The sequence below is a fragment of the Bradyrhizobium sp. BRP19 genome, from assembly GCF_020194195.1.
Classification (GTDB): Bacteria; Pseudomonadota; Alphaproteobacteria; order Rhizobiales; family Xanthobacteraceae; genus Bradyrhizobium; species Bradyrhizobium yuanmingense.
The window spans coordinates 1-18,392 of record NZ_JADYVZ010000015.1; the positions used below are offsets into that span (position 1 = coordinate 1).

At 64.2% G+C, this 18,392-nt stretch carries 19 protein-coding genes and 1 tRNA gene; 7 read left to right on the top strand and 13 right to left on the bottom strand.

The features are described 5' to 3' along the window. Both I6F36_RS30640 and chpT read right to left on the bottom strand, forming a co-directional pair. Window positions 1-364: Hpt domain-containing protein (locus I6F36_RS30640; RefSeq protein WP_225172792.1), on the bottom strand; the 364-nt coding region annotated here is incomplete at its 3' end. A gap of 198 nt (window positions 365-562) precedes the next feature. Further along, window positions 563-1,216 (bottom strand): histidine phosphotransferase ChpT, encoded by a 654-nt coding sequence (gene chpT / locus I6F36_RS30645; protein WP_036009803.1) that lies wholly within the window; start codon window positions 1,214-1,216, stop codon window positions 563-565. Window positions 1,217-1,414: 198 nt separating this feature from the next. On the opposite strand from chpT, the gene I6F36_RS30650 reads away from it, so the two are divergent. After that, on the top strand, window positions 1,415-2,245 hold the full coding sequence (locus tag I6F36_RS30650) for a 3'(2'),5'-bisphosphate nucleotidase CysQ (protein ID WP_225134794.1): 831 nt from the start codon (window positions 1,415-1,417) through the stop codon (window positions 2,243-2,245). A 10-nt stretch (window positions 2,246-2,255) separates the two neighbouring features. Here the strand turns inward: I6F36_RS30650 and I6F36_RS30655 are convergent, their stop codons facing one another. Continuing rightward, complete coding sequence (locus tag I6F36_RS30655) at window positions 2,256-2,741, bottom strand: YHS domain-containing (seleno)protein (protein WP_036009801.1); 486 nt, start codon at window positions 2,739-2,741, stop codon at window positions 2,256-2,258. Between the two features lie 139 nt (window positions 2,742-2,880). On the opposite strand from I6F36_RS30655, the gene I6F36_RS30660 reads away from it, so the two are divergent. The 4 genes from I6F36_RS30660 to I6F36_RS30675 all read left to right on the top strand — a co-directional run bounded on the left by I6F36_RS30660 (window position 2,881) and on the right by I6F36_RS30675 (window position 5,868). After that, a complete protein-coding gene (locus tag I6F36_RS30660; protein WP_036009799.1) occupies window positions 2,881-3,486 on the top strand; it encodes a DUF1134 domain-containing protein in 606 nt (201 codons plus the stop codon). A 120-nt stretch (window positions 3,487-3,606) separates the two neighbouring features. Further along, the gene (locus I6F36_RS30665; protein ID WP_225134796.1) at window positions 3,607-4,905 is read left to right on the top strand and encodes a hypothetical protein; all 1,299 of its coding nucleotides are present in this window, start codon (window positions 3,607-3,609) and stop codon (window positions 4,903-4,905) included. A 159-nt stretch (window positions 4,906-5,064) separates the two neighbouring features. Then, a tRNA-Val gene (locus I6F36_RS30670) sits at window positions 5,065-5,139 on the top strand. A 306-nt stretch (window positions 5,140-5,445) separates the two neighbouring features. Next, entirely contained in the window at window positions 5,446-5,868 is a 423-nt protein-coding gene (locus I6F36_RS30675; RefSeq protein ID WP_225172793.1) for a hypothetical protein, read from the top strand. A 28-nt stretch (window positions 5,869-5,896) separates the two neighbouring features. On the opposite strand, the gene I6F36_RS30680 is transcribed toward I6F36_RS30675, so the two are convergent. From I6F36_RS30680 to I6F36_RS30695, 4 genes are all read right to left on the bottom strand, one after another. Next, window positions 5,897-6,439 carry a 2'-5' RNA ligase family protein gene (locus I6F36_RS30680; protein ID WP_225172794.1) on the bottom strand — a complete coding sequence of 181 codons (543 nt, stop codon included), beginning with the start codon at window positions 6,437-6,439 and terminating at the stop codon, window positions 5,897-5,899. Between the two features lie 69 nt (window positions 6,440-6,508). Continuing rightward, window positions 6,509-7,348 carry a universal stress protein gene (locus I6F36_RS30685; protein ID WP_225172795.1) on the bottom strand — a complete coding sequence of 280 codons (840 nt, stop codon included), beginning with the start codon at window positions 7,346-7,348 and terminating at the stop codon, window positions 6,509-6,511. A 118-nt stretch (window positions 7,349-7,466) separates the two neighbouring features. Further along, a complete protein-coding gene (locus I6F36_RS30690; RefSeq protein WP_225172796.1) occupies window positions 7,467-7,856 on the bottom strand; it encodes a response regulator in 390 nt (129 codons plus the stop codon). A gap of 14 nt (window positions 7,857-7,870) precedes the next feature. Then, window positions 7,871-11,437 (bottom strand): GAF domain-containing protein, encoded by a 3,567-nt coding sequence (locus tag I6F36_RS30695; RefSeq protein ID WP_225172797.1) that lies wholly within the window; start codon window positions 11,435-11,437, stop codon window positions 7,871-7,873. A gap of 288 nt (window positions 11,438-11,725) precedes the next feature. Here I6F36_RS30695 and I6F36_RS30700 point away from each other — a divergent pair, with 288 nt between their 5' ends. Continuing rightward, window positions 11,726-12,499 (top strand): SDR family NAD(P)-dependent oxidoreductase, encoded by a 774-nt coding sequence (locus I6F36_RS30700; protein WP_225172798.1) that lies wholly within the window; start codon window positions 11,726-11,728, stop codon window positions 12,497-12,499. A 183-nt stretch (window positions 12,500-12,682) separates the two neighbouring features. Here the strand turns inward: I6F36_RS30700 and I6F36_RS30705 are convergent, their stop codons facing one another. The 6 genes from I6F36_RS30705 to I6F36_RS30730 form a co-directional block, all read right to left on the bottom strand. Then, entirely contained in the window at window positions 12,683-13,360 is a 678-nt protein-coding gene (locus tag I6F36_RS30705; RefSeq protein WP_225158039.1) for a hypothetical protein, read from the bottom strand. 124 nt (window positions 13,361-13,484) lie between these two features. Continuing rightward, the gene (gene greA, locus I6F36_RS30710; protein WP_036009784.1) at window positions 13,485-13,967 is read right to left on the bottom strand and encodes a transcription elongation factor GreA; all 483 of its coding nucleotides are present in this window, start codon (window positions 13,965-13,967) and stop codon (window positions 13,485-13,487) included. A gap of 57 nt (window positions 13,968-14,024) precedes the next feature. Continuing rightward, window positions 14,025-14,504 (bottom strand): hypothetical protein, encoded by a 480-nt coding sequence (locus I6F36_RS30715; RefSeq protein WP_225172799.1) that lies wholly within the window; start codon window positions 14,502-14,504, stop codon window positions 14,025-14,027. Between the two features lie 280 nt (window positions 14,505-14,784). Further along, complete coding sequence (locus I6F36_RS30720) at window positions 14,785-15,123, bottom strand: hypothetical protein (RefSeq protein ID WP_128266570.1); 339 nt, start codon at window positions 15,121-15,123, stop codon at window positions 14,785-14,787. A 175-nt stretch (window positions 15,124-15,298) separates the two neighbouring features. After that, complete coding sequence (locus I6F36_RS30725) at window positions 15,299-15,817, bottom strand: hypothetical protein (protein ID WP_036009755.1); 519 nt, start codon at window positions 15,815-15,817, stop codon at window positions 15,299-15,301. Window positions 15,818-15,969: 152 nt separating this feature from the next. Continuing rightward, the gene (locus I6F36_RS30730; protein WP_036036084.1) at window positions 15,970-17,517 is read right to left on the bottom strand and encodes an acetolactate synthase large subunit; all 1,548 of its coding nucleotides are present in this window, start codon (window positions 17,515-17,517) and stop codon (window positions 15,970-15,972) included. Between the two features lie 265 nt (window positions 17,518-17,782). On the opposite strand from I6F36_RS30730, the gene I6F36_RS30735 reads away from it, so the two are divergent. Next, window positions 17,783-18,361 (top strand): L,D-transpeptidase, encoded by a 579-nt coding sequence (locus I6F36_RS30735; protein WP_225172800.1) that lies wholly within the window; start codon window positions 17,783-17,785, stop codon window positions 18,359-18,361. The last annotated feature ends 31 nt before the right edge of the window (window positions 18,362-18,392 follow it).

Genomic DNA, 18,392 nt, shown 5'->3' on the forward strand with positions numbered 1-18,392 from the left:
CCATTGCTTCCAGCTTGTCGATGAGATCGCGGTCGTTGCCTTCCGGCTCGGCCTCGGTCGCCTCCAAGCCAGCCAAAATCTCCTTGATGCGGTCGATCGAGGACAGGATCACCGTCACCGCCTCGGCAGTCACAGGCATGCCGTCACGGAATTTGCCCATCAGGGTCTCGCCGGCATGCGCCAGCGCTTCCAGCCGCGGCAGGCCGAGGAAGCCGCAGGTGCCCTTGATGGTGTGGACCAGGCGGAAGATGTTATCCAGGATCTTGGCGTTGTTCGGCTCCTGCTCGAACTTCACCAGTTGATTGTCCACGGTGTCCAGGCTCTCGCTGGTCTCCGTCAGAAACTCCCGCAACAGATCATCCATGAAAACAGGCCTTCATACAGGAAGGGCGCGCACGAGGCGTGATGCGCCATTTCGGAATGGGGCCAGCTTCACCGCAAAGCGTTTAATATTGGTTGAGTATGTGCAAAAGAACGGCACCAACAAAGAGATAAGGCGCTCCGGACAAGCCGAAGCGCCTCGTAAAGATTGCATTAACGCGTCGCGAGCGAGGCTTCGCGTTTACGAAGCGGTAACGATGATGGCTTCGCCTTCCGGCTTGAGCGTCACGGTGAGCCCGCAGGCCTGCGCGAGCAGCCGCGTATAATAAGGCTGGATCGCATGCGCATCGGCAGCCGGCCCGCGCTCGCCGCTCAGGAGCTCGGAGATGTTCTGCGGCAGGCGTGCATTGTGTCCGGTCGCGGTGATGCGAAAGCTCATCACCTCGCCCTCGCCGACCGGATCGACCGTCAGCATGCCGCCGCGCGGGATCGTGTGCTGGGCGACGACCAGCATGTTGAGCAGCAGCTTGACGCGGTTCTTCGGCAGCAGCAGCCGCGGCAGATTCCAGGTGATCGAGCACTTGCCGTCCTCGATATGGCCCTTCGCCATGGTGTGGGCATCGCCGAGATCGATCTGCGCGCCGGAGGAGCCGGCCGCGCCGAAGGCAAGGCGGCAGAACTGCAGCCGGGCGGAGGCCGTCTTGGCGCTTTTGCGAATCAGGTCGAGCGCGAACTCGCGGTCCTCGGGCTTGGGATCGTCGTCGAGCACTTCGAGCCCGTTGACGATGGCGCCGACGGGGCTGATGAGATCGTGGCAGACCCGCGAGCACAGCAGCGCGGCGAGTTCGAGCATATCGGGAGCGGCAGTGGTCGCGGGCGACGAAGCGTCAGACATATAATGGGGTCCTGGAGGGTTCCTGGAATTGCACGGCGCTGGACGCCGCGAATCACGCATGCTTGACGGATGCTGCGGGTTCTAACATTCGCAACCCCGCGGCAGCTAGCTTGCGATCGGTTCGAGGCGGCCATAAGCCCGGGCGAATCGATCGGGGCGAATCAGTGGACGAGGAACGATATTGCCGACAGATGAGGCATGCAGGTGAAACGGATCATTGACGGAGCGGCCGCTGCCGGCCTGATGGAGCCGCTGACTGCGCTGGTGGTGAAGGCGGGCGAGGCGATCCTCGCCGTCAACCGCGCGGCCATGCGGATCGACGGCAAGCAGGATGGCTCGCCGGTGACCGAGGCCGACCTTGCCGCCGACCGCATCATCGCGGACGGACTCGCGCAGCTCGCGGGCGACGTTCCGACGCTGTCGGAGGAGCGGACCCAGCTCGCCTCCCCGCCGTTCCAGGGCAGCTTCTTCCTGATCGATCCGCTCGACGGGACCAAGGAGTTCGTCGCCGGCCGCGACGAGTTCACCGTCAACCTCGCCTTGGTGACGGACGGCGTGCCGCTGCTCGGCATCGTCTCCGCACCCGCACTCGGCCTGCTCTGGCGCGGCATCGTCGGCCGCGGCGCCGAGCGCGTGAGGTTCAACGGCGCGACGATCGCCGCCGCCGAGCCGATCCGCACCCGCAAGCTGCCGGCGCGCGGGGAGCCTTGGATCGCCGCAGTGAGCCGTTCGCACGGCGATGCCAGAAGCGAGGCGTTCATCGCCGACAGGCCCAATGCCGTCAGGATGACGTGCGGCTCGGCCGTGAAATTCGGCCGCATCGCGGAAGGCGGCGCCGACATCTATCCACGTTTCGGGCCGACCTCGGAATGGGACGTCGGAGCCGGCTGCGCGGTCGTGACCGCGGCCGGCGGCAAGGTGACCGACGGCAAGGGCGGCGAGCTCCGATTTGGCCAGCGCCGCGATACCGGCTTCATCATCCCGGAATTCATCGCGTGGGGCGACCCGCAGGCGGTAGGCTGCGACTGACCAGGGCTCGTTACTGCCCGAGCTTCTCCTGCAGGGCCGGCCAGCGCTTGCCCACCTCATAGAGGAAGCGCTCGGGATCGGCGACGAAGGCGTCGCGATTGTCTTCCCGGCTGAACAAATAGAGCCGCTGCGCCACGATCGCGAAGAAATGCGGATTGGCGGGGACGGTGACGCCGCGGGCGATATCGACCGGATCATAGCCGCCGAATTGCGGTCCGTAGATTTCGGGATGGGCCTGGAAAGAGGCGCGGTTGCCCTCGTTCCGGAAGCGCCAGACGGCCCCCCAGAGGTTCGCCTCGAACTCCGCCGTCCCCTGCACGGCCGCGCCGGCGACGAAATAAGCGACGGGGTCGAAGCCCTCGATGGCGACGCCGCTGAAGCGGTTGACGACGATCCGCTCGGTGGTGGCGGCCCCTGTCGGTCCGCCGGCACCGAGGATCCAAATGCCCGCCAGCAGGCAGAGGCGGCGGGCGATCAAGGCAATTCCGGGGCGCAAAGGGCTATCTTCCTGCCGTTGTGCCGTCATAGTTGCTGCGGATAACATCCGAGTCGAGGGGACATCCGGCGCAACCTAGGGCCATGCCTGTTGGCGTGAGGTTAAGGAAGCGACCGGATTCGGTACCAGGGGTTCTTTTATGACTTTCGCATCACGCCTTGCTGCGCTCGCGCTTGCCGCGATGATCGGCTGGATCGTGCCGGCCTCCGCCCAGCAGGCGCCGCCGCCTGACCTGCCGCCGCCGCAGCGGACCCCGACGCCCAATACCTATGGGCCGGACGAGCTCGTCACCGCCGGCCATCGCTTCTTCGGCAACGTCTCGCGCGGGCTCGCCTCGATCATCGAGAAGGCGGTCAGCCAATGGGGCCTGCCGAACGGCTACATCCTGGGTGAGGAAGGCTCCGGCGCCTTCGTCGCCGGCCTGCGCTACGGCGAGGGCACGCTCTACACCAAGAACGCCGGCGACTTGCGCGTCTATTGGCAGGGCCCCTCGCTCGGCTTCGACTGGGGCGGCGACGGCGCCCGCACCATGACGCTGGTCTACAACCTGCCGGCCACCAACGCGATCTACCAGCGCTTCGCCGGCATCGACGGCTCGGCCTACATCATCGGCGGCTTCGGCATGACCGCGCTGACCTCCAACAACATCGTGCTGGTGCCGATCCGCTCCGGGCTCGGCCTGCGCCTCGGCGCCAATATCGGCTATCTCAAATACACCCCGCGGGCGACCTGGAACCCGTTCTAGGCCCACGTCCTCCCCACTGCCCACCGATCAAGGTTAACGACAGAGCGGGGCTGGCTTTCTGCCGGCCCGCCATGGCATTGTCGTTGGTGAATTTTTCCTTAAGCTTGGGAGTTCTGGCCCATGGTCGAACCGATCATGTACCTGGCGATCGGTTTCCTGCTCTCGATGCTGTGCGGGCTTGCGATCGTGCCGCTGGTGCATAACCGCGCGGTGCGCCTGACCACGCGCCGGCTCGAGGCCGCCACCCCGCTCTCGATGGCCGAGATCCAGGCCGACAAGGACCAGCTCCGCGCCGAATTCGCCATGTCCGCGCGGCGGCTCGAGATGAGCGTCGAGCAGCTCAAGAACAAGACCACGAGCCAGCTCGCCGAGCTCGGCAAGAAGAGCGACGCCATCAACCGCATGAAGATCGAGCTCGGCGAGAAGAACGCCACCATCTTCGCGCTGGAGGCGCGCGAGAAGGCGGTGAAGGAGCAGCTCCGCGCCACCGAGGAGGAATTCGCCGCCAAGACGGCGTCCTTGCGCGAAGCCGAGATCGCGTTGACGGACAAGCAGGCCGAGCTCGCCAAGATCAACTCCGAACTGTCCGACCGCTCGATGATGGCGGAGAGCCGCCAGGTCGAGCTGGTCGCAGTGCGCGCGCAGATCGAGGAATTGAAGCACCGGGTCGGCGATGCCGAGAAGGAATTTGCCGCCACGCAAGCGCGCCTCGCACAGGAGCGCACCGAATCCGAGACCGCCTCGCGCGAGCTCGGCGAGGCGCGCGGCCGCGTCGAGAATCTGAGCCAGCGCGTCACCGAGCTCGACCGCCAGCTCATCGTGCAGGTCAAGGAGGCCGAGATGCTGTCGAGCCGCGTCGCCGATCTCGAAGGACGCCTTGCCACGCAGGGCAAGCTGCTCGCCGAGCGCGACTACGAGAACAACCAGCTGCGCCAGGCCAACGAGGCCAACGAGCGCACCATCAAGGAGCTGCGCGTCGAGATCGCGGGCCTCAGCGGCGGCAAGTCGTCGGCTGCGATGGAGCAGCTGCGCGCGGAAAAGGCCGCGCTGGAGGAGCAGCTGCGCAGCGCACGCGACGAACGCGCGAAACTCCAGCGCGACATCAACGCGATCCAGCAGCAGGCCGAGAGTTCCTGGGCGACCGAGCGCATGGAGAACGCGCTTCTGCGCGAGCGCATCAACGACATCGCGGCCGAGGTGGCAAAACTCGCGATGCAGCTCGAAGGCCCGAACTCGCCGATCGAGGCGCTGCTCGCGGCCGAGGCCGGCCAGCCGCCGAAGCCGGCGCCGCGCCCGGCCAACGATGCCGCGACGGGCGGCGCTCCAGCGCCCCGCCTGCCCGAAGGCGGAGGAACGCTGGCCGAGCGCATCCGCGCGCTCCAGGCCCACGCCTCCCGCGCCCGCCAGCAGGGCGCGTAACCGCCCAAAATCCGGCTTCCCCTGCGGAAGGCGCGACCTGACCAAGGTTTTCCGCCCCGGCGACGGCTTGAAAACTTGACACCTTGGGCCGGCACTTCTAAATCGCGGGCTCCGATGTGCCGGCCGGCCTAAGGTTGCGGCCGCCTGCATGATGGTCCCGGGCGCATAGCTCAGCGGGAGAGCGTTCCCTTCACACGGGAGAGGTCCAAGGTTCGATCCCTTGTGCGCCCACCACGCTTCGCCAAAAGGCTTCGCGTGGCGCAGCCACGCCCAATGGCAGCGAAGCCTGTCCGGCGTAGCTCGAAGAGCGTAGACGGACCGGGGGTCTTGCTTCCGCTCTGTCAAAAATTCGAAAACAACCCCATGCACAGTAGCCGACCTCAGTCGGATCAAAGGGTTACGACTTTTCCGAATTTTCCTTGCTCCGTCGGGCAAAACAGGGGCATGATGGCATCATCGGGAGGGGCGCACGCTTGATGAGCATGCTGCGCCTGAGGGCCCGCACGGCATCGCCGGCTTAGAGATTCAGGGATGAGCTGGATGACGCTCCCTCGCCCTCCTTCGAAACTCTGGATACGAATCGCGATCGCGGTGCTTGCTGTGGCCGGCATCGGAATCGCGGCCATGGTTGGTCTCATCTGGTTCGCACTCGAAGGATTTGCCAGCTGCCGCAACGTGGTCCTGAGCTCGACGCGGTCGCCCGACGGCACCAAGGCCGTGTTCGTCTTCAGGCAGGAATGCAACGCAACGGTTCCGGATTCCACATATGCGAGCATCGCACCGATGGACCGGACCTTTTCACCTGATCGCAACCACGCATTCCTCGGCTTCGCCGGTCACGCGGAGATACTACCCAGCTGGCGCGGGAGCAACGTCGTCGAAATTGCGATGATGCCAGGGGTCGAGGGAGGCTTCATCCGGCACGATGAGAAGGTCGGCTCGATCCGGATCGATTACATATGATCTGCGGGCTCGACGAATGATCACCACTTCATGGAGCCCGAACCGGCAATCTCTGCTCCGCAACCACGCGCACCGGCGGAAAAGAAACGCAATCCACGACGTCGAACAGCACGCTGATGCTGCCGCTGAATGACTGCGCGAAAGCGATCGCGTCATCGCGCTTTGCGTCGGCGATTTGTGTGCCGAGCGTGCAATGAGGTCGCCAGTTTTCCGGCCGATAATGCAGCCGACACAAGGCTGGATCGATTGCAGCGCTGATGGAAGCGTGCCACCGGACGAGCGTTTCATCGAACTCCGGCTCCGCCCAGAGCACGAGCGGCGGACCTGCGAACCAACGAATTCGCTTGAACGCGACCTGCAATGGCCCTTCGCCTCCAACTGCGCGGAGCATGGTCTCCCACGCGGTCTTCGCGGTAATCTCGGGCGCATCATAAATGGCGAATGTAAAATGCGGCCGATAGCCGAGACCCCTCATCGAAGGCTGGCTCTCAAACGCGGCAACTTCATCCCACAAGGCTCCGATCCGCTCTGCGGAGGAATGGTCGGACCGAATGTTAATAGCCAAAGCCATGCGCCGGTCGCTCTGTGAAGCAATGGATTTTTGCCTCATCAATGGCGACAAAACCAGGCCTTTTGCGCGCTAGTGAGCCATAAGGACGGGGATATCCGCGTGCTCCATGATATAGCTGGTCGCTCCACCGAATATCATCTGCCGTAGCCGCGTGCGGGTGAAGGCTCCTTTGATCAATAGATCGCAACCGTGTGCCCTGGCGGCATCGAGGACCGCCTCACCAGTCTCGCGCCCGTCCAGCTCCACGCTGATCAAGCTGGCCGCAATGCCATTGTATTGGAGTTGCCGGGCGATCTGACCGGCAGACGGTCCCGGCACCGCCTGGCCGCCGATCACGGTCAGGACCGACACCCTTTCGGCCAGACGAAGCAGCGGCATGGCAAATGCGTCTGCCCGCGCTTGCTCGGTACTCCCGTTCCAGTGGATCATGATGTTTGTTGCGACGCTTCTTGGTGCATTCGACGGCGTCAGTAGAACGGGCCTGCCGCTCTCAAACAGCGCGGACTCGATCGCGCGGCGGTGAGGGCCCGCAGCATCAACGTCGGATCGCGCCATCACGATCAGATCGAAAGCGCGCCCATAACTTCCGACAAAGTCTTCGCCCTCAGGCGCGGTCTCCAGCCAGCCGAAGCAAGGCGGGTTCGACCCTGCGGTGGCGCGGGGAACATCATGCTTCAGCATGAATGCTTCGAAAAAGTTGCGCATGTCGTTCAGTTCGGCTTCGCTCTTCACTTGATACGTGTCCAGGAGAATGCCGGTGGCCAATTCGGCGGCCGCATATTGAGGGATGCCGAACCGGAGTGGAAAGCCTTCGATATAGGCGCCGGTGCGACGCGCTAGGCCTACGGCCACAGCGAGCGTAGCTGTCATCATCGGAATATTCTGAAGCGGGACCAGGAGCGTCTTCATTTCGAATCTCCGATTTTCTGACGAAGATTGACGGTGGATGCATGCTCTCAATTGGGGCGGCGTCTGCAACACCTTCACTTTGCGAGCCGCTCTGGTTTGCCACCGGCAATGGTTGCAATCATGCGGCCTGCGCAAGCCTCGTATCGATCTCCTGGCGCAGCGCGGCGAAGTCGATTGGCTTGGTCAACAGGTCGGCGGCGCCCTTCTCCAGCGCCTTGCGTTTGGTCTCGGCATCACCGTAGGCCGTGATCATGATAACAGGCACATCGGGGCGGGCCGAGCGCACGATAGGCAGCATCTCCAGTCCGCTCATTCCGGGCATATTGATGTCGGACAGGATCAGAATCAGGGTGGCATCCGCAATCTCGGCCGCGCGCTGCAAGGCCAGGGGCGCCGAGGATACAAACTCCATCAGAAAACGACCGGCGCGCAGATCGCGCCGAAACTGCTGGCGGAACAGCGCCTCGACATCGGGCTCGTCGTCGACCACCATGATATAGACGCTCAATTTCTGCCTCCGCTCTACAATGGTGCCGCCCGCGTACGCGGCAGCGTAATGATGAACTCGGTATATTCGCCCGGCTCGGTATCGACCTCGATGCTGCCGCCGTGCTGCTTCACAATGATGTCGTGGCAGATCGAAAGGCCAAGGCCAGTTCCTTCGCCGGCCGGCTTGGTCGTGAAGAATGGATTGAATATCTTCTCTCTGACTTCGGCCGGGATGCCGGTGCCATTGTCGCGAATGCGAATTTCAACGGCGCCGCCGAGGTCTGTGGTCGTGGCACGCAGCCTTGGCTCGAAGCCGTCACCGACGACCTCCTTTTGTTTGCTGGCAGCGTAGAAACCGTTTGAAACCAGATTGAGGAACACCCGCGTGATTTCCTGCGGATACAGCTCGAGCGCTCCCGCAGACGGATCGAGTTTTCTTTCAAGCGTGATATTGAAGCCGGCTTTTTCAGCGCGCGCTCCGTGATAGGCCAGGTTGAGACTTTCTTCGAGGATGGCGTTGATCTCCGCCGCGCGGCGTTCGCCGGACCCCTCGCGGGAGTGCAGAAGCATATTCTTGACAATGGAATCGGCGCGCGTTCCGTGCTGCACGATCTTTTCCAGGTTACCTTGCAGCATGTGGATCAGCGCGTCGATGTCCTGCCTTTCCGCCTCGCCGAGGCCGGCTGAGCGCAGCGCGTCGCCGAGCTCGTCGGTCAGTTCGGAGGACAGCGCAGCAAAATTGTTGACGAAATTGAGCGGGTTCTTGATCTCGTGCGCAATGCCGGCCGTGAGTTGCCCGAGCGAGGCAAGTTTCTCGGTCTGGATCAGCCGATCCTGCGTATTTCGCAGTTCCTCGAGCGATTGCGACAATTCCATGGTGCGCTCGCGCAGTTCATTCAGCAGGCGTGCATTCTCGATCGCGATCACGCCCTGGTGTGCGAAGTTGGACACGAGCTCGATCTGCTTGTCTGTGAAGGGTTTCACTTCCTGGCGGAAGATCGTGATGGTGCCAATCAGCTCATCTTCCTTGAGCATGGGCACGATGACGACGGTCCTTGCGCCGGCAAGGTCGGCGAGCGCGCGAACATTGGGATTGCCTTCGATATAGGGCGGCTGCGTCCTGATGTCGTCGATATGAACCGTCTGATGAGCCTTTTCGACGGTGCCAAGCCCGCTCGCGGGATGTGGGCGAATGTTCTGGTAGAGCCGGGTATCGACATAAGCTTGCGGCGCGTTGTGCAATGCGACCGTGCGAAAGCCGCCCTCCTCGTACAGATTCATGGTGCCAAAGCCGGCGCCGCAAATTCGCGTCGCATTCTCCAGCATCTTGTGGAAGACCGGAGTGAGTGCGCCCGATGAAGCGCTTATGATTTCCAGCACCTCCGACGTTGCCGTCTGCCGCTCCAGCGATTCATTCAATTGCTCGAACAGGCGCACATTGCCGATGGCGATAACGGCCTGATCGGCAAAAGTCTGCACGATCTCGATCTGTCGTTGGGTAAACGGGCCCGGTTCCGGTCGCGCCAAACTGAGAACCCCGATCGAGGTGCCCTCACGTATTAGCGGTATGTTGAGGGTCGCGCGATAGCCGCCGATTCTCGCGAGGTCGTGCCGCGAGAAGTCGGGGTCTTTCATGAGATCGGCGACATGGTCGACCCGGCCAGTGAGCGCTGCCCGGCCGCTCGGCGTGTCGCGGCTAGGCGCAAGCGGCTGGCTCTTGCGTAGCGCGACCCATTCCGGTGGGTTGTTATGGGAGGCTTCCAGGTGCAACAGCCCATCGCGAATGAGATAGATCGCGGCTCTAGGGTCGCCGCAGAGCCGTGCGGCCGAGCTGACAAGCGTCTCGAGAACATTGGGCAAATCGAACGCCGAACGGCTGATCACCTTGAGCACGTCGGCCGTTGCGGTCTGCTGGCGCAGCGACTCGCTGAGATCCTCAGTGCGTTCGCGCAACTCCTTGAGCAACCGCGCATTCTCGATGGCGATCACCGCTTGGTCGGCAAAGGTGGCGACGAGCTCGATCTGCTTTTCGGTGAAGGGCTGCACGCGCTTGCGGGCGATCACGATTGCGCCGATCGGCTCATTTTCGCGCAGAAGGGGAACACCGAGCGCCGTGCGTTGACCAGCGATCGTGATCGACTCCTGCAGGCCGTATTCGGGATCGGCAGCGACGTCGAGGATTTGCACCGGACGGCGTTCGAGGACGGCTCGACCCGTGACCGTGCGCCGGCCGGGGGCGATCGGATGAGCCTGCAGAAAGGCAATGTAGTCGTCGGAAAACCCGACCGCTGCTCCGGCCTGATATTCATCGCCCTCGCGGCGCATGATGAAGGCCATCTCCGCCTCGCACAGCCGTGCCGCCGAATCGACCAGCGTGTCGAGCACGGTTTGCAGATCGAAGGTCGAGCGGCTGATCACCTTCAGCACGTCGGCAGTCGCAGTTTGCTGCTGGAGCGATTCGGCGAGGTCGCGCGTTTTCGCCTGGACCTCATCGAACAGCCGCACATTCTCAATCGCGATCACGGCCTGATCGGCGAAAGTGGAGACCAGGTCGATCTGCTTGTCCGTGAACGAGTTCACGGTCTTGCGGCCCAGAAATAGCACGCCGATCGTTTCTCCGGACCGAAGCAGGGGTACGCCCAGAAGGGTGCGGTAACCGCCGGCCCGCTGTTGCTCGGGATAGGCATAGTCGGGATCGACCAGGGCATCTGGGATCTGAACAGCCTTGCCGCACAGCAGGACCCTCCCGACGAGGCTACCGCGTCCAGCATTGAGCCGAACGCCCGCCGAGACCTTGGCCCACTCGGGCGAGAAATTGTACCGAGTTGCGTGATAGAAGGAGCCATCGGCGTCCTGCCGGAGGATTGCCGCCATGTCGGCCCCACACAGCGACGCCGCCGATTCCGTCAGCGTGTCGAGAACCGTTTGCAAATCGAACGCGGAGCGACTGATGACTTTCAACACATCGGCGGTCGCGGTCTGCTGCTGCAGCGATTCCCGCAAGTCGTCGGTACGCGCCTGCACCTCGTCGAACAGCCGCACGTTCTCTATGGCGATGACGGCCTGGTCGGCGAAGGTCTGCAGAAGCTGCACGTGATGCGGAGCGAAGGCCCCCGGCTCTGCCCGCGTGACGCTGATCATGCCGATCACCACGCCGCCAGTCGCGAGCGGAACGAACAACATGCTGCGAAAGCCGCGGGCGCGCGCGATGAATTTGATCTCGTTCGTCAACGCTTCCGTATCGGGGGTCGGCACCACCTTGCCCGCCTGTGTCCTCGCAAAACTCTCGAAATCGGTGATCGGACGCGGAAACATCTTCTTCAAAGCTTCATCGGCGGCAGAATTCGTCGGCGTGAACGCCGCCAAGTGGGCATTGCCGTCGATGAAGCGGAATACGGTCGTCGAAAAGCCGCCGAGCAAGGCATTTGCGCGCCTCGCGATTGCATCGAATACCGGCTTCACCTCCGATGGCGAGCTGGCAATGATCTTGAGAATGTCCGCGGTGGCGGTCTCGCGATCTTGTGCGGCGCGCAACTCGGCCAGGAGCCGCGCGTTCTCCTGCTGCAATTCCGCCACAACGCCCTGAGGAAGCGCGGCCATGATGAAAATCCGTGTCGGCAGCCGGTTCGCGGCCGACGTCAAAATTTAATCAAGAAAGCGCCGCGAATTATTTCACCATCAGGTGCTTCCGACCAGACATACCGTGAGTTGATTTTCGATCGACTACGCGTCAATTCGTCCTCGTGATCGACCGAAGCGGCAAGTTTCACACAATGCCGCTGGAGGCCGATTTACCTCGGGTCCGCCTGGTGCTGGCGCCAGGGGGATCGCGGGACCCACGTGCCGCGAGCGCCGTAGATTGCGTCCCGAAACACCTAGGAGAGCCCCATGGCGACCATATTCATCACCGGCAGCACCGATGGCCTCGGCCGGGCGGCGGCCCAATCGCTGCTCGATCAGGGGCACCGCGTGGTGCTGCACGCGCGTTCAGCCGATCGTGCCGCGGCTCTCGGCGGCCTCACTTCGCGTGCGAAGGGATTGGTGATCGGCGATCTCAGGAGCGCGGGGGAGACGCGGAGCATCGCGGACCAGATCAACGCGATCGGGCGCATGGATGCGGTCATTCACAATGCCGGCGTCTACACGCGGCCGAGCCGCGGCGCGACGCCGGAAGGCCATGCCGAGACGCTGGCCATCAACACGCTTGCGCCGTTCATGCTGACGGCTCTGATCGCGCGGCCCGCTCGATTGATTTATCTTAGCAGCGGATTGCACCGCGGCGGAGAGGGCTCGCTCGACGACCTCGATTGGACCAAGCGGGCCTGGAACGCCGCCACGGCCTATGCCGAGAGCAAGCTGCACGTCGTCGCGCTCGCCTACGCGCTGGCGCGGCGGTGGCCCAACGTCCTCTGCAACGCCGTCGATCCCGGTTGGGTGCGCACGAAGATGGGAGGCGCGGGCGCCCCTGTCGATATCGACACCGGGCAACGGACCCAGACCTGGCTGGCAGTCAGCGAGGATCCTGCGGCCCTCGTGAGCGGCCGCTATTGGCATCATCTCGAGCAGCAAGAGCCGGCCCGTGAGGCGACCGATCCGAGGTTTCAGGACCAGCTCATCGGCAAACTGAGTGAGCTGACGGGCGTCGAGCTGCCGGAGGTGTGACGTTCGATGTATCCTCGTCATTGCGAGCCAACGGGTCCGCGCGAAGCCCGGCCCGATGACAGGCTCCACGAAGCAATCCAGAATCTCTCCGCGGAAAGACTCTGGATTGCTTCGTCGCACCAGTGCAAAATTGCTTCGCAATTTTGTCACGGGCTCCTCGCAATGACGGCGGAGAGCGGCGTTTCACGTCGCGCGCTGTGGCCGCCAGGCCGTGTAGAGACCGATCAGTGTCCCCATGGCGACCAGCGCAGCTGCCAGCAGCACCTGCAATTCGCCATCGTCGGTGGGGCCGATGGACGACACCAGCCGGGATACGATGACGAACAGAATGCCCACTGCGGCCGCGGCACCCACGCAGAGATAAGCGAGCTCGCGCGTCAGGCTGCGGCCGAGCAGTCCGAGCGCCGTGAAATACATCGAACAGGCGTTGGGATGAACGAACAAGGCAATGCGCGCATAGCGGCCATAGGCGTCGAACAGGGACTCGCATCGGCGCAAGGCCGCCTTCGAGGCCACCCGCTGCAGAAACGGCCTGAAGAAACGCGCTTGTCCATAGCTGAGAACGGCGCCCAGGATGATGGCGAGCCACGCCGCGAGGAAGACGGAGCCGTCCACGGCCTTCGGACTGAGCGCCACGGACATCAGGATGAGGGCGGTGCCGGGAAAATAGCCGAAATACGGGAAGACCGCTTCCACCAGCACGCAGGCGAACATGAAGACTGGAAACCATGCCGACCCGGCCGCGCCATGGACGATGGCGTTCAGGTCGAACAGGCTCGTCCTGTAGAGAACGAGGTACATGCACATGGCGAGGCCCGCCAGCGCATAGAACGGCAAGGCTCCAGACAAGAACCGTCTCATCCAATCATCAACTTCGTTTGGCGGAGACGACGGCCTCGCGCTGTTCCGGATCTGCTTTAGGCGAATGGGGTTGCTGCTGTCGATGGCGCTCTTTGCCACGCAACTCACCTCGGCTTGCGCACCCCTACGCAATCGACAGGATCTCGATCTCCTGCGCACCTGAACCGACGACGTCGCCGACCGCCTTGCCCATCAGCGACCTCGCGACGGGCGCGACGAACGAGATCGAGCCGGCCTTGGGATCGGCTTCGTCCTCGCCGACGATGCGGTAGGTCTGGACGCGGCCGTCAGCGCGGCTGAAGCTCACGGTGCTGCCGAACGCAACGATTTCGGTCGCGACAGGATCGGGCATCACCTGCGCCGTACGCAAGCGTTCCGTGAGATAGCGGAGATCGCGCAGGGGCACGGCGGACTGCCGTCGCTTCTCGTTGACGTCCTCGATGGCTTGCGCGGCTTCATAGGCCGCCCGCGCTTCGGCGAGCTGCGCCTGCAATGCGTTGAAGCCTGCTTCCGTCACGAGGTTCGGATGCGGCGAGATCGGGCGGTCCGGCAACAGCGTCTCGGACGCGGTTTCGGCGCTCTCTTCCTTGGTGAAGGCGACGCTCAATTGAAGATCCTGTCGAACTGTTTCGCTTGCGACACCGTGCGGCGCCCGCGACCGAGATTATATCTCAAGTTCGACGAAACGGCGGAGCTTGAAGACGAGGTCCGGCACGGCCTGGCGGAACCGGGTTGCGTTCTGGAAACTGGTCGAGAACGGCGCGAAGGTGAGCATCGCGTTCCAGTGCCGGTAACCATAGACCGTGACCGAGACGCCGGAACTCGGGAAGTTGTCCAGCTTGCGCAGCTCGCCGAGCACGAGATCGGCAATCGCCTCCGCCGGCAGCAGCCGCTTGCCGTTCCGCGTGGTTGCGATTTGCGCGGGCGGCTCGGCCGGCTCGGGGGCCGCCGCTGCGGCATCGGGCGCGCTCTCGGCTTCGGCCGCATCGGATCTGGACGTCGCGGCCGGCTCCACGGGATCCGCCGGAACGATCGGCGGGACCTCGGCGAGCGGAGGCGGTACAACAGGGTCTGTGCGCTTACTGCCTCCCAGGATGCTGCTGATCATGGCCACAAGGCCGGCATCCTTCACCTCGTCGCTCATCATTCCCCCCGGGCTTCGGCCTACTCTAGCACCGCTCGCGCAGACCGCCACCGGCGATGTGGCAGGGCCATCGCACATGGGAGCTCTTCCCTTGCGGCCATCCTTCGAGACGCCCGCTTTGGCGGGCTCCTCAGGATGAGGTCGGAGTGCGCGGCAGCAGCTTCAACGAGCGCTGGTGCCGCAGAGCCTCATCCTGCGAGGAGGCGCGTAAGCGCCGTCTCGAAGGACGAGGCGTGCGCGCCGGCCGCGCCACAAGTCATAGGCGATAGCGTGCGATCCGTTACTGCTTAGCGAACGGAATGTATTGGTGGTACCGCTTGGGCACCGAGCTGCGGTAGCGCGCCGGCACGGTGCCGGTGTCGACCGAATGATCGATCTCCTGCTGGCGGGTCATCTTCTTCTTCGCCGGCTTCTTCGACGCGCTCTTCTTGCCGTCAGTGGGCTGGCTGGACGTGTCGGTGGTCGCGCTTGGCGCTGTGGTCGTCGCAGCCGGCGCAGTGCTTGTCGCGGCAGGCGCAGCGGTTCCGCCCGCGGCCGGCGCGCCCTGCGCCAGCGCGAGCGGCGATTGCATCATGAGCATCAGCGCTGCCGTCGCAGCCAGCAAATATGATTTCTGCATCAGAACCTCCAAAATACCTGATCCGAATGAGCCAGCGTAGGCCTCCGGCATCGACGCGTGCAAGTCCGCCCACGATAGGCCCGATCGCACGCCGGAACTGTGGTGGGGGTCACACTCCCGGCATGGTCTGCCTCACGACATCGCAGCGTGCGCAGGTGCGCAATGGCGCGCTCGGCTATGCGCGAGCTGCGCGGCCGGTCTCCTCCAGTCGCGAGGCGAACCAGCGTGACAGCGGCTCGTCGACGGCACCGCTGACATAGACCTCCGACATCGTCACATGTTGCCTGTCCAGCACCAGGAGCAGGCCGATCCAATAGGGAAACCAGACATGGACGTCGGTCAGCGCCCGCAGCTTGTGCTGGTCGTGATCGAGCGGCGTGTGGTTGCTCGCCTTGCGGATTTCCACGGCGAGCAGATTGTTCGGGATCTCGCGCTGATGCACGACGACATCGGGGTAGATCGACTTGCCGAGATGGTCGTCGGTCGAGATGATGGTGCCGTGCGGCAGATGCAGCGTGCGCTCGCCGAGCCGGTCGTAGTTGCAGTCGACCGACCAGCCCGAGAACTGCTTCTCCAGATGCACGGCGAAACGGTGCGTGACCGCCCGCTCGCCGACGTCCTTCTCGAACAGGAAGCCCTCGTGGGCGTAGAAGTCCCTGACAGCCGCGATCACCTTGTTCAGCTCGGTCTGCATCGTGCCTCCGGGCCCATCACGTGCGCGCCAAGTTGGTAGCCCGGATGAAGCGTAGCGCAATCCGGGACTCTCGCAAAACACACCAGCCCCGGATTACGCTACGCTCCATCCGGGCTACATGAGACCGGAATTCGCGGCGCAATCGGTCCGGTCTACATCTGAACTTCGATCAGGCGCGGGCCGGGCTCGGCGACGGCCTCTGCCAGCGCCTTGTTGAACTCGTCGGCGTTGGTGACGGCGCGGCCGGGAACGCCCATGCCCTTGGCCAGCGCCACGAAGTCCAGGGTCGGGCGGTCGAGGCGGAGCATGTCGTTGGCGCGCTGGCCGGGCTCGCCGGCGCCGACATTGTCGAACTCGCCGCGCAGGATCTGGTAGATGCGGTTGGCGAACACGATGGTGACGATGTCGAGGTTCTCGCGTGCCTGGGTCCACAGGGACTGGATCGTGTACATCGCGCTGCCGTCGCCGACCATGGTGATCACCTTGCGGTCCGGGCAGGCGATCGCGGCACCGATCGACAGCGGCGTCGAGAAGCCGATCGAGCCGCCCATGTTCTGCAGCCAGTCGTGCGGGGCGGCCGCCGCCGTCGGCGGGAAGAAGCCGCGGCCGGTGGTGAGGGATTCGTCGACCATGATCGCGTTCTCGGGGATCGCACAGGCAATGGCCTGCGCGATCGAGGCGAAGGTGAGCGCGCCGGTCGGCTTGACCAGCTCAGCCAGAGCCTGCGGCTTGACGTCCCTGGCGCTGGCCTTCACGGCACCGGCGAGCGCCTCGAGCGCGGCAACCGAATTCTCGCCCCAGGAGGTCATGCGATGCACCTCGCAGCCCTGCGGCTTGAGCATGCTCGGCTTGTTCGGATAGGCGAAGAACGCCACGGGATCGTCGGACTCGACCAGCACGATGTGACGGAATTTCGCCAGCATCGGCAGGGCCTGATCAATGACGTAGTGGATGCGGTCGATCGAGAAACGGCCGCGGCCGCGCGCCATCTTCGGACGGAAGGTTGGGCCCATCACCGTGCAGCCGGTCTTGCCGGCGATGCGCTCGGCCAGGGCCAGCCCCTGCGCGCTCAGCGCGCTGCCGGTCATCAGGAGCAGCGTGCCTTCGCCGTCGCCATGCAGGATCTTTGCGGCCTGCTCGACCGCCTGCGGCGAATAGCTGGCGCGCTGCTGCTCGGCCGGAACCTCGGCAATGCCGTCGGCCTCGTTCCAGGCAGTGTCGGCGGGCAGGATCAGGGTCGCGATCTGCGGCGGCGCGCTTTTGGCGGCGGCAATCGCCGCAGCGCCGTCGGCGGCGACCGATTTGGCATCCGGGGAGGTGCGGACCCAGGACGACATCGGCCGGGCCAGGCCTTCGATGTCGGATGTGAGCGGCGCGTTGTAGCCGATGTGGTAGACGGCGTGCTGGCCGACAATGTTGACGATGCCGGAATTGGCCTTCTTGGCATTGTGCAGATTGGCAAGGCCGTTGGCGAGGCCGGGGCCGAGATGCAGCAGGGTCGAGGCCGGCGTGCCCTTCATGCGGAAATAGCCGTCGGCCGCGCCCGTCACCACACCTTCGAACAGGCCGAGCACGCAGCGCATGCCGGGGACGCGGTCGAGCGCCGCGACGAAATGCATCTCGGAGGTGCCGGGGTTGGTGAAGCAGACGTCCACCCCGCCCTTGACCATCGTCCGCACCAGGCTTTCCGCACCGTTCATTCTGTCTGCTCCCGCAACCGGCATTTCCAGTGATCCGCTCGATCAATCATTGTTCGCGCGGCCCGTCAAAGCAATAGCGGGCATTGCGGCCCTGCCCCGCGTGGCGACGCCCGGATTTGGCTAACGCTTTCCAGCAAATTGGCGAGAGTTGCGATTTGGTAACGTCAGTCGTTAACGATGCGACCCTCACGGGCCCGTGGCTTGCGAAATCCGCGCAAATATGGCCTCTGGATCCGGTTGAATCGATTTTTTTCTGGGGGAAATGATGATCCGGTTTTTTGCCGCACCGATGGCCGCAACGGCGCTGCTGCTGACTGGCGCAGCCGACGCGTCCGCGACGGGAATGATAGACTTCACGGGCACCAGTTCCACCAGCTATATCGGCCGCGGCGGCGCGAGCCCGATCCCCCGCACCACCGTCATGTATAACGGCAGCTACGCCCCGGGCACCGTCGTGGTGAACACCGCCGAGCGGCGGCTCTATTTGGTGCTCGGGAACGGGCAGGCGCTGCGCTACGGCATCGGCGTCGGCCGCGACGGCTTCCGCTGGGCCGGGGTGCACAGGATCACCGCCAAGAGGGAATGGCCGGACTGGACGCCGCCCTCGCAGATGCTGGCGCGCCGGCCGGACCTGCCGCGCCACATGAAGGGCGGCATCGACAACCCGCTCGGCGCCCGCGCCATGTATCTGGGCTCGACGCTGTACCGCATCCACGGCTCCAACGAGCCGGAGACGATCGGTCAGGCCGTCTCCTCGGGCTGCTTCCGCATGACCAACGACGACGTCACCGACCTCTATAGCCGCGTCTCGATCGGCACCCCGGTGGTGGTGCTGAACAACTGACCAGGAACCCGCGCGGCGCGTGAATTTGCGC